An 18,603-nucleotide genomic window follows, 5' to 3' on the forward strand; every position below is an offset into this window, starting at 1 on the left:
ATGATTGAAATGTTAGATCCGGGCATGATACTCATCCTCGGTCTGGTCGCTCTGGCCGCAGGATTTATTGATGCCGTTGCCGGTGGCGGCGGGATGCTGACCGTTCCAGCATTATTGTCTCTGGGATTACCCCCGCACATTGCACTGGGAACCAATAAACTGGCAGCAACCTTTGCATCATCAACTGCAGCCCTGACCTATTACCGGAAACAACTGTTTTCTCCGGCATTCTGGAAAACCTCTTTCATTGCGACGCTGATTGGTGCCATTGTCGGCACTTTAGTGGTCGATATCATCAGCACAGAATGGCTGGAAAAAGTCCTGCCGCTCATCATTCTGGCGGCAGCCGTGTATACGATCTGGCATCCGCATCCAAAAGCAGACAGTCATCAGCTGCCGACGCCTTGTTCCCGTTTCAAAAAGAAGCAATGGATTCAGGGTGCCAGTCTGGGTTTTTATGACGGCCTTGCCGGACCGGGGACCGGTGCTTTCTGGACTGTTTCCAATATGGCTTTGTACCGCCTGAACATTTTGCTCGCATCCGGTCTGGCTAAAGCCATGAACTTTACCAGTAACCTGACCTCGCTGATCACATTTGCCATACTCGGTCATATCAATATCGCACTGGGTTTAACCATGGGAGTCTGCCTGATGCTGGGGGCTTTTATCGGCGCGCATTCTGCGATTCGATTTGGCAGCCGCTTCATCCGGCCGGTATTTGTCACTGTGGTCGTTGCGCTGGCTGTCCGGCTGGCCTGGCAAGCCTGGGTGTAAGTAAGGAGTCTCATGTGTCCAAAGATCTCAGCCGTCTATCTGATTTGGTAGCGCAACTGATCCCCCAGGCAGAAGCCCTGGATCATCAGCGGGGAGAAAGCGCCAAAGCGCTGTTTGATCCTCAGCTGTTCCATGGCCGTTCCCGTTTCGTGATGCCCTGCATCCGGGAAATCCAGCAGGAAATTCAGGCGCTGCAAAACGAGCAGGCTTCCGGACGGTTACATCGGGACCGGGCAGCCTACGTGTGTGAAAGGATTCTGACGCAGATCCAAGCCATTCAGCGCGAGATGGCGACCAAGCAGATCCGCGAAGCTGAGCCTAAATATCAGGTCCGGACCCAGAAGAGCATACATCAGCTTTACGATGATCTGGCACAGCATCAGGACTGGGAACGACGACTGGCAGCCATGGTGAAAGACAAAGCTTTTGCCCTGGAGCAAGTCACTCAGGCAGATCAAAAACAACCGCTTCAGCAACAACTGCTCGCTTTGGAAGGCCGATTGCAACGTTGTCAGCAAGCCACGGCTAAAATTGAACAACAGATTGCCCGCCGGGAGCGAAAAGGTTAAATCATGCTGCCTCTGGTTTATCACCCTGTCTATTCTGAATTGGTGCTGCCCCACAACACCGCTATCCGATCACCAAGTATGAGCGGCTGTACTTACACCTCACTCAAACCCTGCAGATGGCGGACTGGGCAGATATCTCATTTTTCCAGCCAGAGCCCGTAACGCCGGAAGAATTGAAAACGTTGCATCAGGCGACGTATATCGATCATCTGCTTCAGAACACCCTGCCCGCAGCAAAAATGCGGCGAATTGGTTTTCCCTGGAGTCCGCAGCTGATTGAGCGCACCCTGACTTCCACAGCAGGCACCCGCCTGACCGTCGATCTGGCTTATCAGCACGGGATCAGTCTGCACCTGAGTGGCGGTTACCATCACGCACATCATGATTTTGGCAGTGGGTTCTGCCTGGTCAACGATCTGGCATTTGCGGCCCGGCACGCATTGACACTGCCGGGCATTGATCGCGTTCTGATTGTCGATTGCGATGTCCATCAGGGCGACGGAACGGCGACATTACTGGCAGAAGACAGCAATATCATTACTTTTTCAGTTCATTGCGATAAAAATTTTCCGGCCCGTAAGCCTGATTCAGATATCGATCTCGCCTTACCCCGGGAAACGAACACGGAAGACTATCTGGAAGTGTTCAGCGCCGTTCTGAATCTGGCACTGGCACAGCATCAGCCGGATCTGGTGATTTATGACGCCGGTGTCGATATCCACCAGCATGATGCGCTGGGATATTTTCAGGTCACAACTGAAGGCATTTTTGAGCGGGACCAGCTGGTGATCCGTCAATGTAAGGCTGCAGACATCCCACTGGCAGCTGTCGTCGGCGGCGGATACCGGGATGATCATCAGCAACTGGTGGAGATTCACGCCCAGTTATTTCTGGCAGCACTGTCTGTCCATCAGCCGGAGCGCCACCCCGAACAGCGTATCGCGGCACGCGACACTCAGGAGAAAGCATGACACAGCCACACAACCCTCAGTCCCCGTCTTTGGCAGACGCACCGAAAGAGGTGCAATTAGCAGTCGATTTGATTTACCTGCTGGAAACGAATGGTATTGCCCCTGAACTGGCGCTGGCTGCGCTGGAAATCGTTCAGGCCGATCTGCAGGCGAAAGTTGCCCATGCATCTCCCGCGGCGAACCAGTCAGCGACAGACGAATAACAGAAAGCCGCTTATCAATTCAGAAAAGCGGCTTTCTTCTTTCAGATCAGATCGGCTACGAGCGGATAAACTTGTTGTAAACCAGCAACACAATGAAAGCGCCCAATGTCGCGGTGATAATACTGCCAATGTTTACCCCGGTGACTGGCCCAAGACCAATCAGACTGCCGACCCAGCCGCCGACAAAGGCCCCGACGACCCCCAGAGCCATGGTGATAATCCAGCCGCCACCATCTTTACCCGGCATCAGCCATTTTGCCAATGCGCCAGCGATCAGACCCAGAATAATCCAGGAAAAAATGCCCATTGTTCGCTCCTCACTCGGTAATCAACTGTTTCAAAAGAAGCTTAGCTGAGATTTTTCACTGTGTGTGTATCGGAAAAGCGGTGATCACGTGATTTCTGACAAAAAAAGCCCGGCGATATTCTACCGGGCCTGATTGATCGTGACTCAGAAGAAATACGTGTCAGGGCAGACGCACCTGAAACAGTAAATCATGTACACGCATTTAGCAGCATTCGAAGAAAATGGCAGCAAATTCAGGCTCCCTGCCTGAAAATGTGTCTGGGGATTGTGAGGTTGAGTATGGAAAATACATTGAATGGCAATTCAACGATTTACAGGCCACGCGATTCATTCACTGACACTCGCATCAGACTGCGTCGGCTCAATAACCATTCACCAGACGTAATCCCTGTCTGATCTCAGGTGAGACCGACTGCGATAAATCGAAAATCTTTCCTGAACGACCCGCCTTATGCTGAGTGTTCAAATGGCCCGCTAACGGTTCAACTTTTATCGGACTGCGTGTCGCTGGCATCATATCAATCAGCCTGGAGAATTCATCGAACCCCATTGGCTCCAGGTGATTAGCGCGAATTTTCATGTTCATTGCGGTCCGTACTCCTTTGCCTGGCCGTCATCTTCGCAGCAAAATATGACAATAAAAAATCATCATGTGACATTTATGTTAAACGTAAAATCCATGTCAAAAATTGATATAGGCCTCAATAATCTGGCCTTACCAGCAGGTTTGTGCGTATAAATTCACAAATACCAGCCGCTTAGACATCAAAGATTAAACGCAACCAATCACACTGCCATATAAGGCTTACTGTTTTTTTCATCAGATTTTTATGCCTTCATTGATTCTTAAGTTTCCCCCACTAACGTGATGAGACACACCTGAAAAGGGGATATGCGATGGGCAGCAATGATGATTCTAACTTGTTAACTATGATGCATATTGACAGAGATCATCCTTTCCGGAAAAACACAGAACAATCTAAACGCCTCAAAACAGAATTTACGCTCGAACTTACACTTTGCTGGCAACGGCGCAGCGCGGGGCTGGGAATGTCCATCATCCGGGATATCGCACAGATCCACGGCGGTGAAATTCAGCTGGAGGGCAACCAATCGTCCCCCATGAATTGTTTCCGGGTCACACTTCCAACACACAGAAAACCAATTGAACTCTAATAATCCAGCTTATCTTTTCGATTCCATCCAATCTTTAAAAGCATGTGTTTTTGAACGAAGTATCAAAATTTCAGGCCATTTCAGCACACATACACTTGTGGTCTCAGTCAAATAAAATCCATATCACTTTGAAAGACCTGCCATAATTGTTTAGAGTGCAAAAGTTTTATTTGTCAAGATTTCCTGACAGATGTGCAGAGATAGTTGAAGGACGGACCATATCGATGACTGTCAAACTGGAAGTAAAAAACCTCTACAAGGTGTTCGGCAGCGCTCCGGAACGGGCGTTCCCTCTCCTTGAACAAGGACTCAACAAGGATGCCATCTTCGAAAAAACCGGCCTGACGGTCGGGGTCAAAGATGCCACGTTATCTATCAACGAAGGTGAAATCTTCGTCGTCATGGGCCTTTCCGGCTCGGGTAAATCCACTCTCGTCAGACTACTGAACCGCCTGATTGAACCTACCCGTGGGCAGGTGCTGCTGGATGGCAAAGACATTGCCAGCATTTCCGCAGAAGAACTTCGAGCCGTCAGGCGAAACAATATCAGCATGGTCTTCCAATCCTTTGCACTGATGCCGCATATGACGGTGATTGACAATACCGCCTTTGGTCTAGATCTGGCGGGTGTCGATAAAGACACCCGTTATAAAACAGCCCTGAAAGCACTGGCTCGGGTCGGACTGGATGCCAATGCAGCCTCCTACCCTGATGAATTATCCGGCGGGATGAAGCAGCGGGTCGGACTGGCCCGCGCGCTGGCCAACGATCCCGACATCCTGCTGATGGATGAGGCTTTTTCCGCACTGGACCCGCTGATCCGGACTGAAATGCAGGACGAACTGATCCGACTGCAAAGTGACGATCGGCGCACCGTGGTGTTCATTTCACATGATCTGGACGAAGCCATGCGTATTGGCGATCGCATTGCCATCATGCAAAACGGCGAAGTGGTTCAGGTGGGCACGCCTGATGAAATCCTCCATCGCCCCGCCAATGATTACGTGCGTTCTTTTTTCAAAGGTGTGGATGTCACCAATGTATTTACCGCCAAAGACATCGCCCGAAAGCATCAGGTAACAGTGATCAAAAAAGGGGAAACCGATGGCCCCGCGCGGCGCTTCAGTTACTGAATGACCATGACCGCGATTACGGGATTGTCGTTGACCGTCGAAACCAGTATGTCGGTATTGTTTCAACCGAAACCCTGCAGGTTGCAGCAAAATCTGATCAAACCCTCGGGCATGCCCTGCTCAACGACTCAGTCACCTTTCTGCCAAACACCCCGCTGGGCGACATGATTGGTCAGGTCGCTTCCTTGCCTTACGGCGTGCCCGTTGTGGATGAACAGCAGCATTATCATGGCGTGATCACCAAAGCCCGCCTCCTACAAACACTCGACCGGGAGGCCTGAGATGAGTCAGGAAAATCACACCGAATCCTCGGTGCCAGCCACAGAGGCAGCACCGGCCCAGCAAGACCCATGGTCGGCAACCACCCCAACAGACAGCACCGCGACCGATCCCTGGGGGAACGCGGCCAGCTCGACACCCAATTCAGGCTCTGACTGGCTGAACGAAGCCACAGCCCCTCCGGCCGATCCGGCCATCGACTGGATGCACCCTTTTCAGGATGCCCTGATCCCTTTTGACCGCTGGGTTGAAGACGGGATCAACTGGCTGGTCGTCAATTTCCGGCCCGCTTTTCAGGCCATCAGTGTCCCGATTGACTATATTCTCACGGCGTTTCAGGCCACCCTGCAATCAACACCAGCGTTACTGATGATCTTTCTGATCATGATTCTGGCCTGGCAGATTGCCGGGGCACGAATGGGGATTGCTTCTGTCATTTCTCTGTTGCTGATCGGCGCGATCGGGGCCTGGGAACAGGCCATGGTCACGCTGGCACTGGTGCTGACCTCGGTTTTTTTCTGTCTGCTGATCGGTCTCCCGACTGGAATCTGGCTGGCGCGCAGTGAAAGTGCAGCCAAAATTATCCGGCCGATACTGGATGCCATGCAGACCACACCCGCCTTCGTCTATCTGGTGCCGATTGTCATGCTATTCGGGATCGGAAACGTGCCGGGTGTTGTGGTCACCATTATCTTTGCACTGCCACCGATTATCCGGCTGACCATTCTCGGCATCCGTCAGGTGCCGGAAGAACTGATTGAGGCTGCCCACTCGTTTGGCGCCAATCCGAAACAAATGCTTTATAAAGTTCAGTTGCCGCTGGCGATGCCAACCATCATGGCCGGGGTCAACCAGACTCTGATGCTGGCGCTGTCGATGGTTGTGATCGCATCGATGATTGCCGTTGGCGGACTTGGCCAGATGGTCCTGCGCGGTATCGGCCGGCTGGATATGGGACTGGCGGCTATCGGGGGACTGGGGATCGTGATTCTTGCCATCCTGCTCGATCGGCTGACTCAGGCAATGGGCGCCTCTGAACGTGGCCGGGCTTATCGTCACTGGTATGAACATGGCCCTATTGGTTTTATCTACCGTCGGTTCAAAAAAGACGAAACACCTCAACTGACGACCCCTTCACAATCCTGAGGAGAAGCACATGACAACATCCTGGAAGTCACTCTCATTCACCACAGCACTACTTGCCAGTGCCGTTTCATTTTCTGTCAGCGCGGAAGATCTGCCGGGGGCCGGTGTCACCGTTCAGCCCGTGCAAAGCACCGTGGCTGAAGAAACCTTTCAGACGCTTATCGTCAACAAGGCACTCGAAGCGCTCGGCTATGAAGTCCTGCCAACCAAAGAAGTGGATTACAACGTCGGCTACACCTCAATCGCGAACGGCGATGCCACCTTTCTGGCCGTCAACTGGGCGCCGCTTCATAAAGATAAATTCATCAAATCAGGCGGTGACGAAAAGTTCTACCGCAAAGGCTACTACATCAAAGGTGCCGCTCAGGGTTACCTGATCGATAAAAAGACTGCGGACCAATATGGCATCACCAATATCAGTCAATTGAAAGATCCGAAGCTGGCCAAACTGTTTGATGCCAACAACGACGGCAAGGCCGATTTAACCGGCTGCAACCCCGGCTGGGGCTGCGAGGGTGTGATTGAACACCAATTGGACGCCTTCGGCCTGCGGGAGACAATCACTCATAATCAGGGCAACTATGCTGCCATCATTGCAGACACCATTTCCCGCTACCGCAACGGGTCTCCTATCCTGTATTACACCTGGACGCCATACTGGGTCAGTGGTGTGCTGGTGCCGGGGAAAGACGTGGTCTGGCTGGAAGTCCCGTTCTCTGCCCTGCCCGGCGAGCGTAACAATGTCGATACTTCCCTGCCGAACGGCAAAAATTATGGCTTCGAAATGAACAGCATGCGCATCGTCGCCAATAAGAAATTTGCTGAGGATAACCCTGCGGCTGCCAAACTGTTTGAAGTAATGAACCTGAATATTAACGATGTCAGTGCCCAAAACATGCGGATGAGCCAGGGACAGAATTCTCAGAAGGATATTGAGAACCACGTCAATGGATGGATCAAGTCGCATCAGCAGCTCTTTAATGGTTGGGTTTCACAAGCCAAGCAAGCCGCAAAAAAGTGATTCATAATTAATGATTATGCAAATTTTATGACAAATGACGCTCAGGCCAGTGCAGCACTGGCCTGCTTTGCCTGTACTTAACCTGACGCTCAAAAACCTTACAATTGCCAAGTTTACCCTTTCGATATATTCTTGTGATATTCGTTCAAGATTTATGGTAACTGCATGTTTTTAGATTATTTTGCGCTGGGCTTACTCATATTTGTTGCCCTGGTTCTGTTTTACGGCATCATTGCCATCCATGATATTCCTTATGAGATAGCCAAAGAAAGAGAACATCCTCACCAGGATGCTATCCATTATGCCGGATGGGTCAGTTTATTCACTTTACATGCACTTTGGCCATTTTTATGGATTTGGGCCACCCTTTGGCGCAAAGAGCGCGGTTGGGGATTTCAGCAGGTTCATGAAGAGCAGATATTGCTCCAGTCGCAAATCACCAAAATGGAAGCTCAGATTCAGCAATTACAAACAGAGCTCACCACACTGAAACACCCCCACACACACGCAAATACAGACACCAATCCCGGTGAAAATCAGACCCATGAGGGCAATCAATAATGGAAACACTCCTGGTACTCTCATACGCGGCAATCTGTATTTTCATTTTTAAAGTCTTCCGGATCCCGCTGAATAAATGGACGGTCCCCACGGCGGTTCTCGGCGGCATTTTTCTGGTCGGGGCACTCGTCCTCTTTATGAACTATAACCATCCCCACACCAGCTTTGGGGGCGAGTATTATGTCAGCACACCGATCATGCCGAATGTGCGTGGTAAAGTGATTGAAGTCCCGGTGAAACCTAACTCACCTCTGCAGGAAGGCGATGTCCTCTTTAAAATCGATCCCACGCCATTTCAGGCCGAGGTTGACCGGTTAGAAGCGCAACTCGCAGAAACAAGGCAAAATGTGCTGGGCCAGGAAGCGTCCTATAAAGCAGCGATGTCGACCCGAGTCAAAGCACAGGCTGAACGGGATCGGACCTACCAGCAATATCAACGCTACGCCACAGGTTACAAACGGGGTGCGTTTACCAAAGCAGACGTGGATAACCGGGAGCAGTTCTATCGCAGTGCTGAAGCGGCCTTAGAAGCGGCCCAAGCCGAAGAGCGCCGGGCAAAACTGGCTTATGAATCCAATATTAATGGTGAAAACACCAGTATCGCTCAGATTCAGGCACAACTGGTCAAAGCCAGATTCAATCTGGACTCTACCGTCGTCCGGGCGTCCGGCAGCGGTTTTGTCACTCAGGTGCTGCTCCGTCCGGGAATGATGGCCGTCCCCTTACCGCTTCGTCCGGTCATGACGTTTATCAACACCGATGACGATTTCATTCTTGGCGCATTCCGCCAGAATTCCCTGCTGCGTCTGCAACCGGGTTTTGAAGCCGATGTGATCTTCCGGGCGATACCGGGCAAAGCGTTCCGAGCTGAAGTCGTGGATGTATTACCGGCGATTGGTGAAGGCCAGGCGCAGGCGCAAGGCGTCCTCTACGGCTCAGACATGCTCATGCGTCAGGGTCGCCCTTTGGTTCGCCTGAAGATGATCGACGACATCAGTGAATACAAGCTGCCTTTAGGGGCCAATATGGAAATCGCCGTCTATTCAGATCATGCACACCATCTGGCTGTGATGCGAAAAATTCTGATCCGCATGAAGAGCTGGCAGAATTATCTGTATCTGGATCACTAATCCCATCCCGATCCCGCACGATGAAGCCTGCCCACAACGGCGGGCTTCATTCTTTTTCGACCGAAGACGGAACAGACTGGCGCTGGGTTAGCATCTGGCGAACGCAATCCATCATCAGGAAAGCCACAGCGACCCAAATACAGAGATACGTCGGCCATTCTCCGTCTGCGATGGTTTCCCCAAGCAGTAAAGACACAATCACCAGCAAGACCGGCTCCACATAGCTCAGCAGACCAAACAGACTGAAGCTCAGTAACCGGCTCGCGACGATATAACTGCCGACAGCAAAAGCGCTTAAAATTCCCAGTCCCAGAATCAGACCAATGAGGTGCGGATGAGCAGAGAAAATGCTCAGACTTTCATGCTCGATGAACAACCACCAGAATGCCGGTGGAATCATCAGGGCCATATCAAACCACAAGCCACCCAGACTGTCCGTCTTTAACTGGCGGCGCAGCATGAAATAAGCCGGATAACCTATGGCGACCACCAGCGTCTCCCAGTAAAGCCCACCCGACAGCCAGAGCTTGTTGGCAACACCGAACACGGCAAACCCAACGGCGATTTTCTGCAACCCGCTCAGCCTGTCCTGATAAATCAGCCTTCCCATCACCACCATCACCAGCGGCATCATGAAGTATCCCAAAGACACAGGTAACGCCCTGCCATTGATCGGTGCCCACAGAAACAACCAGAACTGAATGCCCAGCAGCAGCGCTGACAACGGCACGCCAATCCAGAGCAACGGACGCTGACGAATCATGCACATCACTTCACGAACCTGGCGCCATTCTTTCCGGACCAGCAAAAAAACGGTCAGAAACGGCAGTGTGAATAAGAGCCGCCAGCTGAAGATGGCTTCTCCATCCAGAGGGGACATCCATGTGGCGTAATAATACATGCTGCCAAAAAGGCAGGAGGATAAAACAGAAAGAAAAACACCTTTGCCCACATCGAACTCCTGAACTGCTGCGGATCCGGAATGAAAACCGCGGACATCATAGCGCACATCAGTCCCGGATGACTGCAGAAAGTCCGGCTTTCGATACAGGTTGCCGACGCAGGGTTTTAGTCGAGCGACTTTTTAAACCGCCAGGACGCTAGCAGTAAGCCGAGTATGGTAAATCCAAACAACCACAAGGCATCTTGCCAGAGCTCGCTCAGATCCGCCCCCGAAGCACAATGCCACGGATGATGCGCATGAAATGTGTCGCAGGCAGCACTTCGGCAATCCATTGGGCGGCAACAGGCATGCCTTCATAAGGAAACATAAAACCGGACAGCAAAATAGAAGGCAGCAAGATAAAGACCGTCATTTGCATTGCCTGCAACTGCGTCTGCGCGATGGTCGAAATCACCAGTCCCAAAGTCAGGCTGGCAGCAATAAACAGCAGTGTTCCCCATAGGATTTGCGACACTGTGCCATTGATCGGCACGGCAAAAATAAAATGGCCCAGCCCGAGGATAATCACCACCTGAATCAGGCCGATCACAATATAGGGCGCAATTTTAGCCAGCATGAGCTCCAATGACCGGACCGGCGTCGTAATCAGCAATTCAAGATTGCCCCGTTCCCGCTCCCGGACGATGGCTGCCGATGTAAACAGGATCATCGTCATGGTCAGAATGACGCCCAGCAGGCCCGGCACAATATTCACCGCCGTGCGTCGTTCGGGGTTAAAGTAGAGCGCCACCTCAAAGCTGGGGGTCATGACACTGGACTGATTGGCTTTATAGTCTTTCACCAGATGTTGAACCGGCATGTTTTGTAATTGCAGCAACGCCGAACTGACCATGGTGTCTGAGCCATCCACCAGCCACTGACCCGCTTCTCGCTGCTGTGCTAAACGCTGATCCAAATCCCGGGGCAACACCAGTACACCGCGCACTGTCCCGGCGGTAATCGCCGCTTCTCCGTCCTGTGGGGTGGCGAAGCTCTCCACCACGGTCACCACCTGTGTGGCTTTCACAGCCTCAATGATGATCCGGCCATACTGAGACTGGCTCTGATCGACCACAGCCACCGGGATATTGCGAACATCAGTATTAATCGCAAATCCAAACAGCAGCAGTTGAATCAAGGGAATCATCACCACCATCCCGAACGTAATGCGATCCCGGGACAACTGACGAAATTCCTTCACCAGAATGGCTTTCATCCGGATACAGCTTGCAAGTAACTTCATGGTCTGCGCGTTCCCGTATTGGTCACGAACACATCTTCCAGGCTCGGCCGCACAAGAGACAGTTCGGCGTCAGACAACTCAGGCAGTTGTGCGCTCAACCAGACAATCGGATCGACCTCATCCGTTCGCACCAGCACCCTGAGCCGGATGCCCAGCTGTGCTGCAGAAACCACGCCCGGCAAAGCCAGTAGCCGCTCTTTCATCTGTCTCAGCCCTGAAGCCTCAATCTCGACCACATTAACGCCCATGCCTGCCATCAGCTCACTGGGTGGGCCATCCGCTTTGATTTCTCCGGCTTCCATAATCGCCAGCCCATGGCAACGCTCGGCTTCATCCATGTAATGCGTCGTGACCAGAATCGTCGTTCCCTGATCCGACAGGTCAAACAGCTGCTCCCAGAAGTCCCGTCTGGACTGTGGGTCCACTGCGGAAGTCGGCTCATCCAGAAACAGTAAATCAGGCTGATGCATGACAGCCGCGGCCAGTGCCAAACGCTGTTTTTGTCCGCCACTCATACTGCCGACCCTGCGCTTCATCAGCGCATCCAGATGATAGGTGTCTGCCAGCTCTGCGATTCTGGGTTTCATTTTTCGCGACGGCAAACCATAAATCTGTCCAATGAATTGCAGATTTTCCTGTACCGATAAATCTTCATAGAGTGAGAACTTCTGCGTCATGTACCCGATTTTCAACCGAAGTGCCTCAGCCTGTTCCGGGATGGGGAACCCCAGCACATCAATCTTGCCCTCGCTGGGACTCAGCAGACCGGTCAGCATCCTGAGTGTGGTTGATTTACCGCAACCATTTGGCCCCAGAAATCCGTAAATCGTGCCTTTCGGGACATGCAGGTTGAGCTGATTGACCGCAGTAAAATCACCAAACCGTTTGGTCAGCCCGGTCGCTTGGATTGCAATATCACTCAAGAGGCATCTCCACCTGAACCGGGACGCCGGACGGTAAGTCGCTGGCTTCCGCAGGGAGATCAAATTCAGCCAGATAGACCAGTCGGGCCCGGTCATCTTCATTCAAAGCATAATAAGGTGTGAACGCAGGTTCTGTCGCAATCCAACGCAGCGTGCTTTCATAAGTTTGGTCGTGCCCGTCAATATGAACCACGGCGGTTTGACCGGGTTGTAGCAAAACCCGGTAAGGCTCGGGCACATAGACTCTGGCATAAGGACGGGTGTCGGCCTGAATCACCGCAACAACAGCATTGACCGGTACCCGTTCCCCCAGATTATAAGGCAGACTGTCCAGAATACCGTCGCGGGTCGCCACAACGGTTAAATCACTCAGAATTCGCTGCTGTAATGCAACATTGGCGGCAGCCGCTTCCAGTTGTGCCTGCGCCTGCTGAATATCTTCCGGCCGCTCACCACGCGTCAGTTTCGTCAGATTTTCCTGCGCGGCGGTCACCGCGGCCCGCGCCGCATCCCGTTCTGTTCTTGCATTGTCCCGTTCCGCCACACTAATCAGCTTCTCGCGCACCAGTGCCTGACGCCGCACATAAGTTTTTTCGGCATCCATGAAACGCGCCCGGGCCTGATCCAGCTGAGCTTTGGCGGCAGCAATATCCTCCACCCGCTCCCCATTTGTCAGCCGTAACAAATAAGCTTTTGCCTGTGCCTGCTTCGCTTTTGCCTGTGCAAGCGTTGCGGCCTGACGTGTCGAATCCAGTGCCACCAGAATGTCTCCCGCCTTCACCGGAGTGCCTTCTGCAACCGGAAGTGAGCGAATGATTTCGTTCGCAGTTGCGCTCAGGGTAATCCGATCCCGTTCCAGTGTGCCCAGAGCCTCGGACGACACGGAAGCATCGCAGCCGGCAAGCAGCAGCGCCAAAGCAACCAGGATTGAGGACGAGAAAGCATTCATTGATGAACCACTCCATAGCAGATACGCATCAAATCCTAATGCACAGTCACTAAACTTCAATGCGTTAGCACAAGTATTGTGTATTTTTTTGTCCGATGCCGTCGTTTTTGGCAACGATGCAGGTATATGCCATCTGGGAATCGATCCCGATCCAGAACTTTTACAGGAAATTCAACTCTTTCGGACCTTCCCCTTGTACTGGCTTTGAAAGCCTTTAGAATGAGGCCGCAATGAAAAACACTTCAATACCCGCATCGAGTAAAACATTTCTCTGCATATCAAGGGAGTATCATGCCACTGTTGGAATATCTGCGCTGGATCGCTTTTACCGTTTTCCTTTTATCCAGTAAGACAGCCATTTCTGCCAGCTTTACAGACAGTTTGGGGAACACCATCGAACTGGCTGCGCCACCTCAGCGAATCGTCACGCTGGCGTATGCATTTACCGATGCGCTGGCTGCCATTGATATGACGCCTGTGGGGATTGCCGATGATCATGACCCGCTGAATCTCCATCCCTCTGTCCGGCGTCGGCTCCAGCACTGGGTATCCGTGGGGGCACAAACTGCACCGGATTTAGAACAAATCGCCGCTCTGAAGCCCGATCTGATTATTGGCGATATCAATCGTCATCAGGCCAGTTACGCCACCCTGAGCCAGATTGCTCCCACCGTCATGCTGCCTTCCCGGGGGGAAACCTATGAGGAAAACCTCGCCGTGGCCGCACAGATTGGTACTTTAGTCGGTGAAGAAGCGCGCATGACCGCCCGGTTACAACAGCACACTGACTTCATGAAACAAATGGCTTTCCAACTGACACCATTCAACACGCAGAGGATCTTATTTGCGATTGCACTGGAAAGTGGGATCTATGCTTATTCGGATTCCGCTTATCCGGGTGGGGTATTGAAAGCGGTCGGTCTGCAAGTCCCCGAAAGCGTTGGCGCGGATCACCGTGCGCTGCAACAGCTCAGCCTGAATGAAATGACCCGCATCAACCCGGACATTCTGCTGTCCGGCGACATGGGTGAAGCCAATGTTCTGCAACAATGGCAACAGGATCCAATCTGGGCAAATCTGAATGCCGTCAAACAAGCCCGCATCTACACCGTTGACGGAAATTACTGGGCCCATTGCCGCGGCATGCTGGCCTCAGAGTCGATGGCGGATACCTTACTGAAAACACTTCCACAATCGATCACACGGACAGGAACAGATGATTCTGGTTTGACAGTGAGAGAAAAGATTTACCAATGACCCACTCGCTGCTGCGACCAAATAACCATTTCATCTTGTCAAACCCATAACATTTTTACATTCAGTGGTCAGACGTACACGGCGTCTGACTTCTACCTATTTGAACAAAGGTAACGACAAACTCATCACGGAGAACATGAATAGACGAAGTTCTCTCTTCAACAATGACAGATGATAAAGCGATATCCACTCTGCTGGATCGATGAAACCACAACACAGTGATATTGCGGCTGTACCTATTTGCCATTCAATCGTGGCGACGGCTTGCAAAGGACACCTATCAACAGCACATGCCTAGCTTCTCTTCAATGCAGAACCTGATTAAAACGTGAACCTCATCGCCAAAATACCAGAAAAGAATACCCCAAAACCTCATAGGTATTAACAGGATTAACCTACACCCCACAAAAGAGATATCATCCGAATAAAACAAAAATAAAAACCAATAAAACCATAGCAAACAATAAATCATGATTTTTATCATAAAATAAACATATTTATAGGAATAAAACAAAACATAAGCATTTTGATTTATAGCATAAAGTTTTATATCACTAATATTTACAAGAATATAAATCCACTAAATCATTAATTATTCTTGAAAATGATAAGTAAATCACTACTCATTAATAAAAAACAAAGATCACAAAGGTGAGATAATAATTTATTTGTCATTGAATATTATTAATCTCAAGCGTAATAATATTCACCAATTCAAGAGTTATTTATATCGTCCTGATTTCACTTTGAAATACAGACAAAATAATCATGAAATCAAATCTTAAAAGGCTATCAATTAATGCAAAAAAGACACTTAATACTAGGCATAATTGTTACCATGATATGGGGTGCTAATTTCTCTGTCATTAAGATTGGGCTCGCTGATTTATCACCTTATCTTCTAGCAGCACTTCGTTTCTTTTTCTGCGTATTCCCGTGTATCTTTTTTGTGAAGAAACCAGATGTGCCATTTCGATACATCTTTGCTTATGGTTTATTTTTGGGTGTGCTCCAATTCAGTTTTTTATTTTTTGGAATATCCCTAGGGGTTTCTGCTGGAATGGCTTCATTCCTCTTACAACTTCAAGTGTTTTTTACTGTAGCGCTCAGTATACTCATCTTTAAAGAAAGCATTCAAATCCATCAAGCCATTGGCATGATAATCGCTTTTGTTGGATTATCTTTTATGGTGAATGGTTCGACAAGCCAACCTGTTCAACTTGGCTTAATTCTAATCGTACTTTCTGCTTTATCTTGGGCTGTCGCGAACATAATCGTAAAGAAAACGAAGATAAAAAGCTCTATCAGCTTTTTAATTTGGTCAAGCTTAATCCCACCAATCCCTTTGTTTTTAATGGATATTATCACTCATGGCTTCAACCCATTCGTCTCCGCCATAAGCCATATCACCTGGATAGAGATCGGCTCTGTTTTTTATCTGGTTTATCCAACAACACTTTTTGGTTATATGGTCTGGAATAAACTTCTTATACGTTATCAGGCATCACAGGTTACTCCACTAACTTTACTGGTTCCAATATTCGGTATGATATCTTCAATCATTATTTTCAATGAGCAATTATCTACTGATAAAGTTAGTACCGCTATTCTTGTTTTCTCTGGTTTATTAATCAACCAATTTGGATATTTGATTCTGAAAAGAGAAAAAGCAATTTAACTTTCAACTAAACAGAAAAATCACTCGTAATATACAGGAGGAAAAATGGCCAGCACAGCAGCATATAATACCTATGAAAGCCTACTCAACCCTAATTTTAGAAATAAGATTGATGATTTATTAGTAAAATTTGAACAAGTATTTTATGAAAAAGTAGAAAATGCCGACAAAATGCTTGATGAGTCACAGTTCAGCATGGACTTGTATAAACGACATAATATAGAAACAATTCTCCGCATTGCACTAAAACGTGCTGTCGATCCGCTTATTGCAAATTATTGGGCAACCCGAGATCCACAGCTCTGTAAAGAGTGGGGTCTTTATGGTGCAGAAGAAGGTCGTCATGACCGTATGTTTGCTCGTGATCTGCATGCCGTAGGTGTTACGGATGAAGAGATATACTCAACCAAGCCAACTTTTGCAACTGAATTACTGAATGGCTATTTTTATTACACGATGGCCGTTGAGGATCCACTGGCTTCTATGGTTAGCGGTTTCTATCTTGAATACATGGCATCCAAAACCCAGCCAGATTGGCTGGATCGCATGGAAAAGCATGTAGGCAAAGAAAAAACAACTGGTGCTCGCGCCCACTTACAATTAGATATTGATGAAGATCATACAGATATGGTCTGGAATTCTATCATGCGTATCATTAAAACACATGAGGACGAGCAGCGTTTTATTGAGCATCTTACCAAGATTCATGCATTATTCTGTGCATACTTTGTTGAAGTTTATGATACGAGTCATCAGACTAAAAAAGATGATGCCTTGAATGCTGCCGTTGCTCCGATTGCAGCAGTAAAGATCCATAATACAATGAAATAAATTTCAATCGATGCCACCAGGGGAATTATTTTCCCCTGCTCAATGATTGACTGACAGATTCTATAAAATAGGTATCGAGAATGTATTTTGAGTGGACAAAAACTTTCACAGAAAAAGATCGTGCTGATGTGCTTACACTCATGAATGCTGTAGCGCTAAATGAAACAACCATGGGATACCACGAAGCGCTGACACAGGAACAAGAAGATTCATTAATTAACGCGATGATCGGTGAAATGGACAGTCATAATTGTCACATTTTATTTATTCGTAATGAAGAAAGAAAAATCGTAGCAATGGTCACGATCGTTCAACAAACCTTGCCAGCTCGAAAACATATTGTTGAAGTAAAGCGCTGTACCATTTTACCTGAGTATCGTAATGGCCTCATCTTTGATGGTTGGAAAGTAACACTGGAAAAAATCAAAGAGATTGGAGGTGATATCGCGATTCTGGACGTCAGAAGTGATGGTAATGCAGAGAAGCTATGGCGGCTTATGGGATTTAAAGAGTATGGACGATTAGATGATTATGCTCGAGCAAAAGGAAAAAACATTGTTGGTTACTTCATGTATCTTTATGTTGAAGATGCACTTAAATATTATGAAACACACGGAACCTGGCTGAAAAAATAAATTGAATTTATGATGAATATTTCAGAAGGTTTAAAGTCTGGTGTGATCACATCACTTTTAGCCTTTTTAATCCAAGGAAGCTGGGCAATTTATTCCAATATAGAGTATGGTGTTTGGTTAGGCATCAAAGCTGGACTAGTTCAGGGAACATGTAGCTTATTAATGACATTTTCTGTGACTCAGTTTATGCAATTTTTAATCAACTCCATTCACGGAATAAATTCAACGATGAAGTTTTCTGTTGTATTTATAGCCGCCTGTTGTGGAATGACTTTAGTTCAAGCCACAGCACATTGGATAGCAAATACACCAGAAATTTTAATCACCATTTTCCCGGCAATTTCTGTTGGGACAATTTATTGCTTTTTATATTCAGCAAAACGAATATATACATAAACTTAAATGTTTAACGTATCTGAATAAAGCAATTCAAATGGCGCCACAGATATTTATCATATTTTTACAGGAGTTCAACATTGATTGACCACATCTCAATTAGCGTTCAGTCTATTTCTGAATGTCGCGATTTTTACTTTGGCGTGATGAAAACTCTGGGAATAGAGTTTATTGGGGAAGATGAACAATGGCTTGGTTTTGGTTTAAGAGCAAATGAGGATCATCCAGAACGAGTCTACCTATCTATTTTTTCATCTCCAGATTGGAAAAAAGACAATAAGTTACACTGGTGTTTTAAAGCATCATCCAGAGAAGAAGTTGACGCTTTCCATAAAACGGGACTACTGCTGGGTGGTCGGGATGGGGGAACGCCAGGATTAAGAAAACATTACCACCGAAACTACTATGCCAGCTTTATCGATGATCCTTGCGGGAATCGTCTGGAAGCTGTCTGCCATTTAAATGAAATATAACAGAG

At 48.8% G+C, this 18,603-nt stretch carries 19 protein-coding genes and 3 pseudogenes; 16 read left to right on the forward strand and 6 right to left on the reverse strand.

Going from position 1 to position 18,603, the window contains the following annotated elements:
* The 4 genes and pseudogenes from KDD30_RS10385 to rsmS all read left to right on the forward strand — a co-directional run bounded on the left by KDD30_RS10385 (position 1) and on the right by rsmS (position 2,517).
* Positions 1-774 (forward strand): TSUP family transporter, encoded by a 774-nt coding sequence (locus KDD30_RS10385; protein ID WP_211645809.1) that lies wholly within the window; start codon positions 1-3, stop codon positions 772-774.
* A 14-nt stretch (positions 775-788) separates the two neighbouring features.
* Positions 789-1,343 (forward strand): primosomal replication protein, encoded by a 555-nt coding sequence (locus KDD30_RS10390; protein WP_211645810.1) that lies wholly within the window; start codon positions 789-791, stop codon positions 1,341-1,343.
* Positions 1,344-1,346: 3 nt separating this feature from the next.
* Positions 1,347-2,314, forward strand: a pseudogene (locus KDD30_RS10395) (histone deacetylase).
* Complete coding sequence (gene rsmS, locus KDD30_RS10400) at positions 2,311-2,517, forward strand: pleiotropic regulatory protein RsmS (protein ID WP_211645811.1); 207 nt, start codon at positions 2,311-2,313, stop codon at positions 2,515-2,517. The pseudogene KDD30_RS10395 and the gene rsmS overlap by 4 nt, the downstream one beginning before the upstream one ends.
* 55 nt (positions 2,518-2,572) lie before the next feature.
* On the opposite strand, the gene KDD30_RS10405 is transcribed toward rsmS, so the two are convergent.
* A complete protein-coding gene (locus tag KDD30_RS10405) occupies positions 2,573-2,824 on the reverse strand; it encodes a GlsB/YeaQ/YmgE family stress response membrane protein (protein WP_211645812.1) in 252 nt (83 codons plus the stop codon).
* A gap of 361 nt (positions 2,825-3,185) precedes the next feature.
* Complete coding sequence (locus KDD30_RS10410) at positions 3,186-3,410, reverse strand: hypothetical protein (RefSeq protein WP_211645813.1); 225 nt, start codon at positions 3,408-3,410, stop codon at positions 3,186-3,188.
* A gap of 311 nt (positions 3,411-3,721) precedes the next feature.
* Between KDD30_RS10410 and KDD30_RS10415 the strand changes: the two genes are divergently transcribed.
* The 6 genes and pseudogenes from KDD30_RS10415 (at position 3,722) to KDD30_RS10440 (ending at position 9,270) form a co-directional block, all read left to right on the forward strand.
* Positions 3,722-4,000, forward strand: coding sequence for a hypothetical protein (locus tag KDD30_RS10415; protein WP_211645814.1), 279 nt, complete (start codon positions 3,722-3,724; stop codon positions 3,998-4,000).
* A 224-nt stretch (positions 4,001-4,224) separates the two neighbouring features.
* Positions 4,225-5,414, forward strand: a pseudogene (proV, locus tag KDD30_RS10420) (glycine betaine/L-proline ABC transporter ATP-binding protein ProV).
* A 1-nt stretch (position 5,415) separates the two neighbouring features.
* Positions 5,416-6,558, forward strand: coding sequence for a glycine betaine/L-proline ABC transporter permease ProW (gene proW / locus KDD30_RS10425; protein WP_211645815.1), 1,143 nt, complete (start codon positions 5,416-5,418; stop codon positions 6,556-6,558).
* A 10-nt stretch (positions 6,559-6,568) separates the two neighbouring features.
* Entirely contained in the window at positions 6,569-7,579 is a 1,011-nt protein-coding gene (gene proX / locus KDD30_RS10430) for a glycine betaine/L-proline ABC transporter substrate-binding protein ProX (RefSeq protein ID WP_211645816.1), read from the forward strand.
* Positions 7,580-7,744: 165 nt separating this feature from the next.
* Entirely contained in the window at positions 7,745-8,140 is a 396-nt protein-coding gene (locus KDD30_RS10435; RefSeq protein ID WP_211645817.1) for a DUF3302 domain-containing protein, read from the forward strand.
* Complete coding sequence (locus tag KDD30_RS10440; RefSeq protein WP_211645818.1) at positions 8,140-9,270, forward strand: HlyD family secretion protein; 1,131 nt, start codon at positions 8,140-8,142, stop codon at positions 9,268-9,270. The genes KDD30_RS10435 and KDD30_RS10440 overlap by 1 nt, the downstream gene beginning before the upstream one ends.
* Positions 9,271-9,316: 46 nt before the next feature.
* Here KDD30_RS10440 and rarD read toward each other — a convergent pair whose 3' ends face one another.
* The 4 genes and pseudogenes from rarD to KDD30_RS10460 all read right to left on the reverse strand — a co-directional run bounded on the left by rarD (position 9,317) and on the right by KDD30_RS10460 (position 13,328).
* A complete protein-coding gene (rarD, locus tag KDD30_RS10445) occupies positions 9,317-10,222 on the reverse strand; it encodes an EamA family transporter RarD (protein ID WP_211645819.1) in 906 nt (301 codons plus the stop codon).
* Between the two features lie 116 nt (positions 10,223-10,338).
* Positions 10,339-11,456, reverse strand: a pseudogene (locus KDD30_RS10450) (ABC transporter permease).
* Entirely contained in the window at positions 11,453-12,379 is a 927-nt protein-coding gene (locus KDD30_RS10455) for an ABC transporter ATP-binding protein (protein WP_211645820.1), read from the reverse strand. The pseudogene KDD30_RS10450 and the gene KDD30_RS10455 overlap by 4 nt, the downstream one beginning before the upstream one ends.
* Entirely contained in the window at positions 12,372-13,328 is a 957-nt protein-coding gene (locus tag KDD30_RS10460; RefSeq protein ID WP_211645821.1) for an HlyD family secretion protein, read from the reverse strand. The genes KDD30_RS10455 and KDD30_RS10460 overlap by 8 nt, the downstream gene beginning before the upstream one ends.
* Positions 13,329-13,619: 291 nt before the next feature.
* Here KDD30_RS10460 and KDD30_RS10465 point away from each other — a divergent pair, with 291 nt between their 5' ends.
* The 6 genes from KDD30_RS10465 to KDD30_RS10490 all read left to right on the forward strand — a co-directional run bounded on the left by KDD30_RS10465 (position 13,620) and on the right by KDD30_RS10490 (position 18,598).
* On the forward strand, positions 13,620-14,585 hold the full coding sequence (locus KDD30_RS10465) for a Fe(3+) dicitrate ABC transporter substrate-binding protein (RefSeq protein WP_211645822.1): 966 nt from the start codon (positions 13,620-13,622) through the stop codon (positions 14,583-14,585).
* Between the two features lie 799 nt (positions 14,586-15,384).
* Positions 15,385-16,263, forward strand: a complete 879-nt coding sequence (locus KDD30_RS10470; RefSeq protein WP_211645823.1) for an EamA family transporter — start codon at positions 15,385-15,387, stop codon at positions 16,261-16,263.
* Positions 16,264-16,308: 45 nt separating this feature from the next.
* Entirely contained in the window at positions 16,309-17,094 is a 786-nt protein-coding gene (locus tag KDD30_RS10475; RefSeq protein ID WP_211645824.1) for a hypothetical protein, read from the forward strand.
* Positions 17,095-17,174: 80 nt separating this feature from the next.
* Positions 17,175-17,729, forward strand: a complete 555-nt coding sequence (locus KDD30_RS10480) for a hypothetical protein (protein ID WP_211645825.1) — start codon at positions 17,175-17,177, stop codon at positions 17,727-17,729.
* Positions 17,730-17,741: 12 nt separating this feature from the next.
* On the forward strand, positions 17,742-18,125 hold the full coding sequence (locus tag KDD30_RS10485) for a hypothetical protein (RefSeq protein ID WP_211645826.1): 384 nt from the start codon (positions 17,742-17,744) through the stop codon (positions 18,123-18,125).
* An 80-nt stretch (positions 18,126-18,205) separates the two neighbouring features.
* A complete protein-coding gene (locus KDD30_RS10490; RefSeq protein ID WP_211645827.1) occupies positions 18,206-18,598 on the forward strand; it encodes a VOC family protein in 393 nt (130 codons plus the stop codon).
* Positions 18,599-18,603: the final 5 nt, after the last annotated feature.

The sequence above is a fragment of the Photobacterium sp. GJ3 genome (assembly GCF_018199995.1).
Classification (GTDB): Bacteria; Pseudomonadota; Gammaproteobacteria; order Enterobacterales; family Vibrionaceae; genus Photobacterium.

Excerpts from the sequence above, each read along its gene's own strand:
- KDD30_RS10385 (WP_211645809.1), top strand. The coding sequence starts at position 1 with ATGATTGAAATGTTAGATCCGGGCATGATACTCATCCTCGGTCTGGTC.
- rsmS (WP_211645811.1), top strand. The coding sequence starts at position 2,311 with ATGACACAGCCACACAACCCTCAGTCCCCGTCTTTGGCAGACGCACCG.
- KDD30_RS10405 (WP_211645812.1), bottom strand. The coding sequence starts at position 2,824 with ATGGGCATTTTTTCCTGGATTATTCTGGGTCTGATCGCTGGCGCATTG.
- KDD30_RS10410 (WP_211645813.1), bottom strand. The coding sequence starts at position 3,410 with ATGAACATGAAAATTCGCGCTAATCACCTGGAGCCAATGGGGTTCGAT.
- KDD30_RS10415 (WP_211645814.1), top strand. The coding sequence starts at position 3,722 with ATGGGCAGCAATGATGATTCTAACTTGTTAACTATGATGCATATTGAC.
- proW (WP_211645815.1), top strand. The coding sequence starts at position 5,416 with ATGAGTCAGGAAAATCACACCGAATCCTCGGTGCCAGCCACAGAGGCA.
- proX (WP_211645816.1), top strand. The coding sequence starts at position 6,569 with ATGACAACATCCTGGAAGTCACTCTCATTCACCACAGCACTACTTGCC.
- KDD30_RS10435 (WP_211645817.1), top strand. The coding sequence starts at position 7,745 with ATGTTTTTAGATTATTTTGCGCTGGGCTTACTCATATTTGTTGCCCTG.
- KDD30_RS10440 (WP_211645818.1), top strand. The coding sequence starts at position 8,140 with ATGGAAACACTCCTGGTACTCTCATACGCGGCAATCTGTATTTTCATT.
- KDD30_RS10460 (WP_211645821.1), bottom strand. The coding sequence starts at position 13,328 with ATGAATGCTTTCTCGTCCTCAATCCTGGTTGCTTTGGCGCTGCTGCTT.
- KDD30_RS10465 (WP_211645822.1), top strand. The coding sequence starts at position 13,620 with ATGCCACTGTTGGAATATCTGCGCTGGATCGCTTTTACCGTTTTCCTT.
- KDD30_RS10470 (WP_211645823.1), top strand. The coding sequence starts at position 15,385 with ATGCAAAAAAGACACTTAATACTAGGCATAATTGTTACCATGATATGG.
- KDD30_RS10475 (WP_211645824.1), top strand. The coding sequence starts at position 16,309 with ATGGCCAGCACAGCAGCATATAATACCTATGAAAGCCTACTCAACCCT.
- KDD30_RS10480 (WP_211645825.1), top strand. The coding sequence starts at position 17,175 with ATGTATTTTGAGTGGACAAAAACTTTCACAGAAAAAGATCGTGCTGAT.
- KDD30_RS10485 (WP_211645826.1), top strand. The coding sequence starts at position 17,742 with ATGAATATTTCAGAAGGTTTAAAGTCTGGTGTGATCACATCACTTTTA.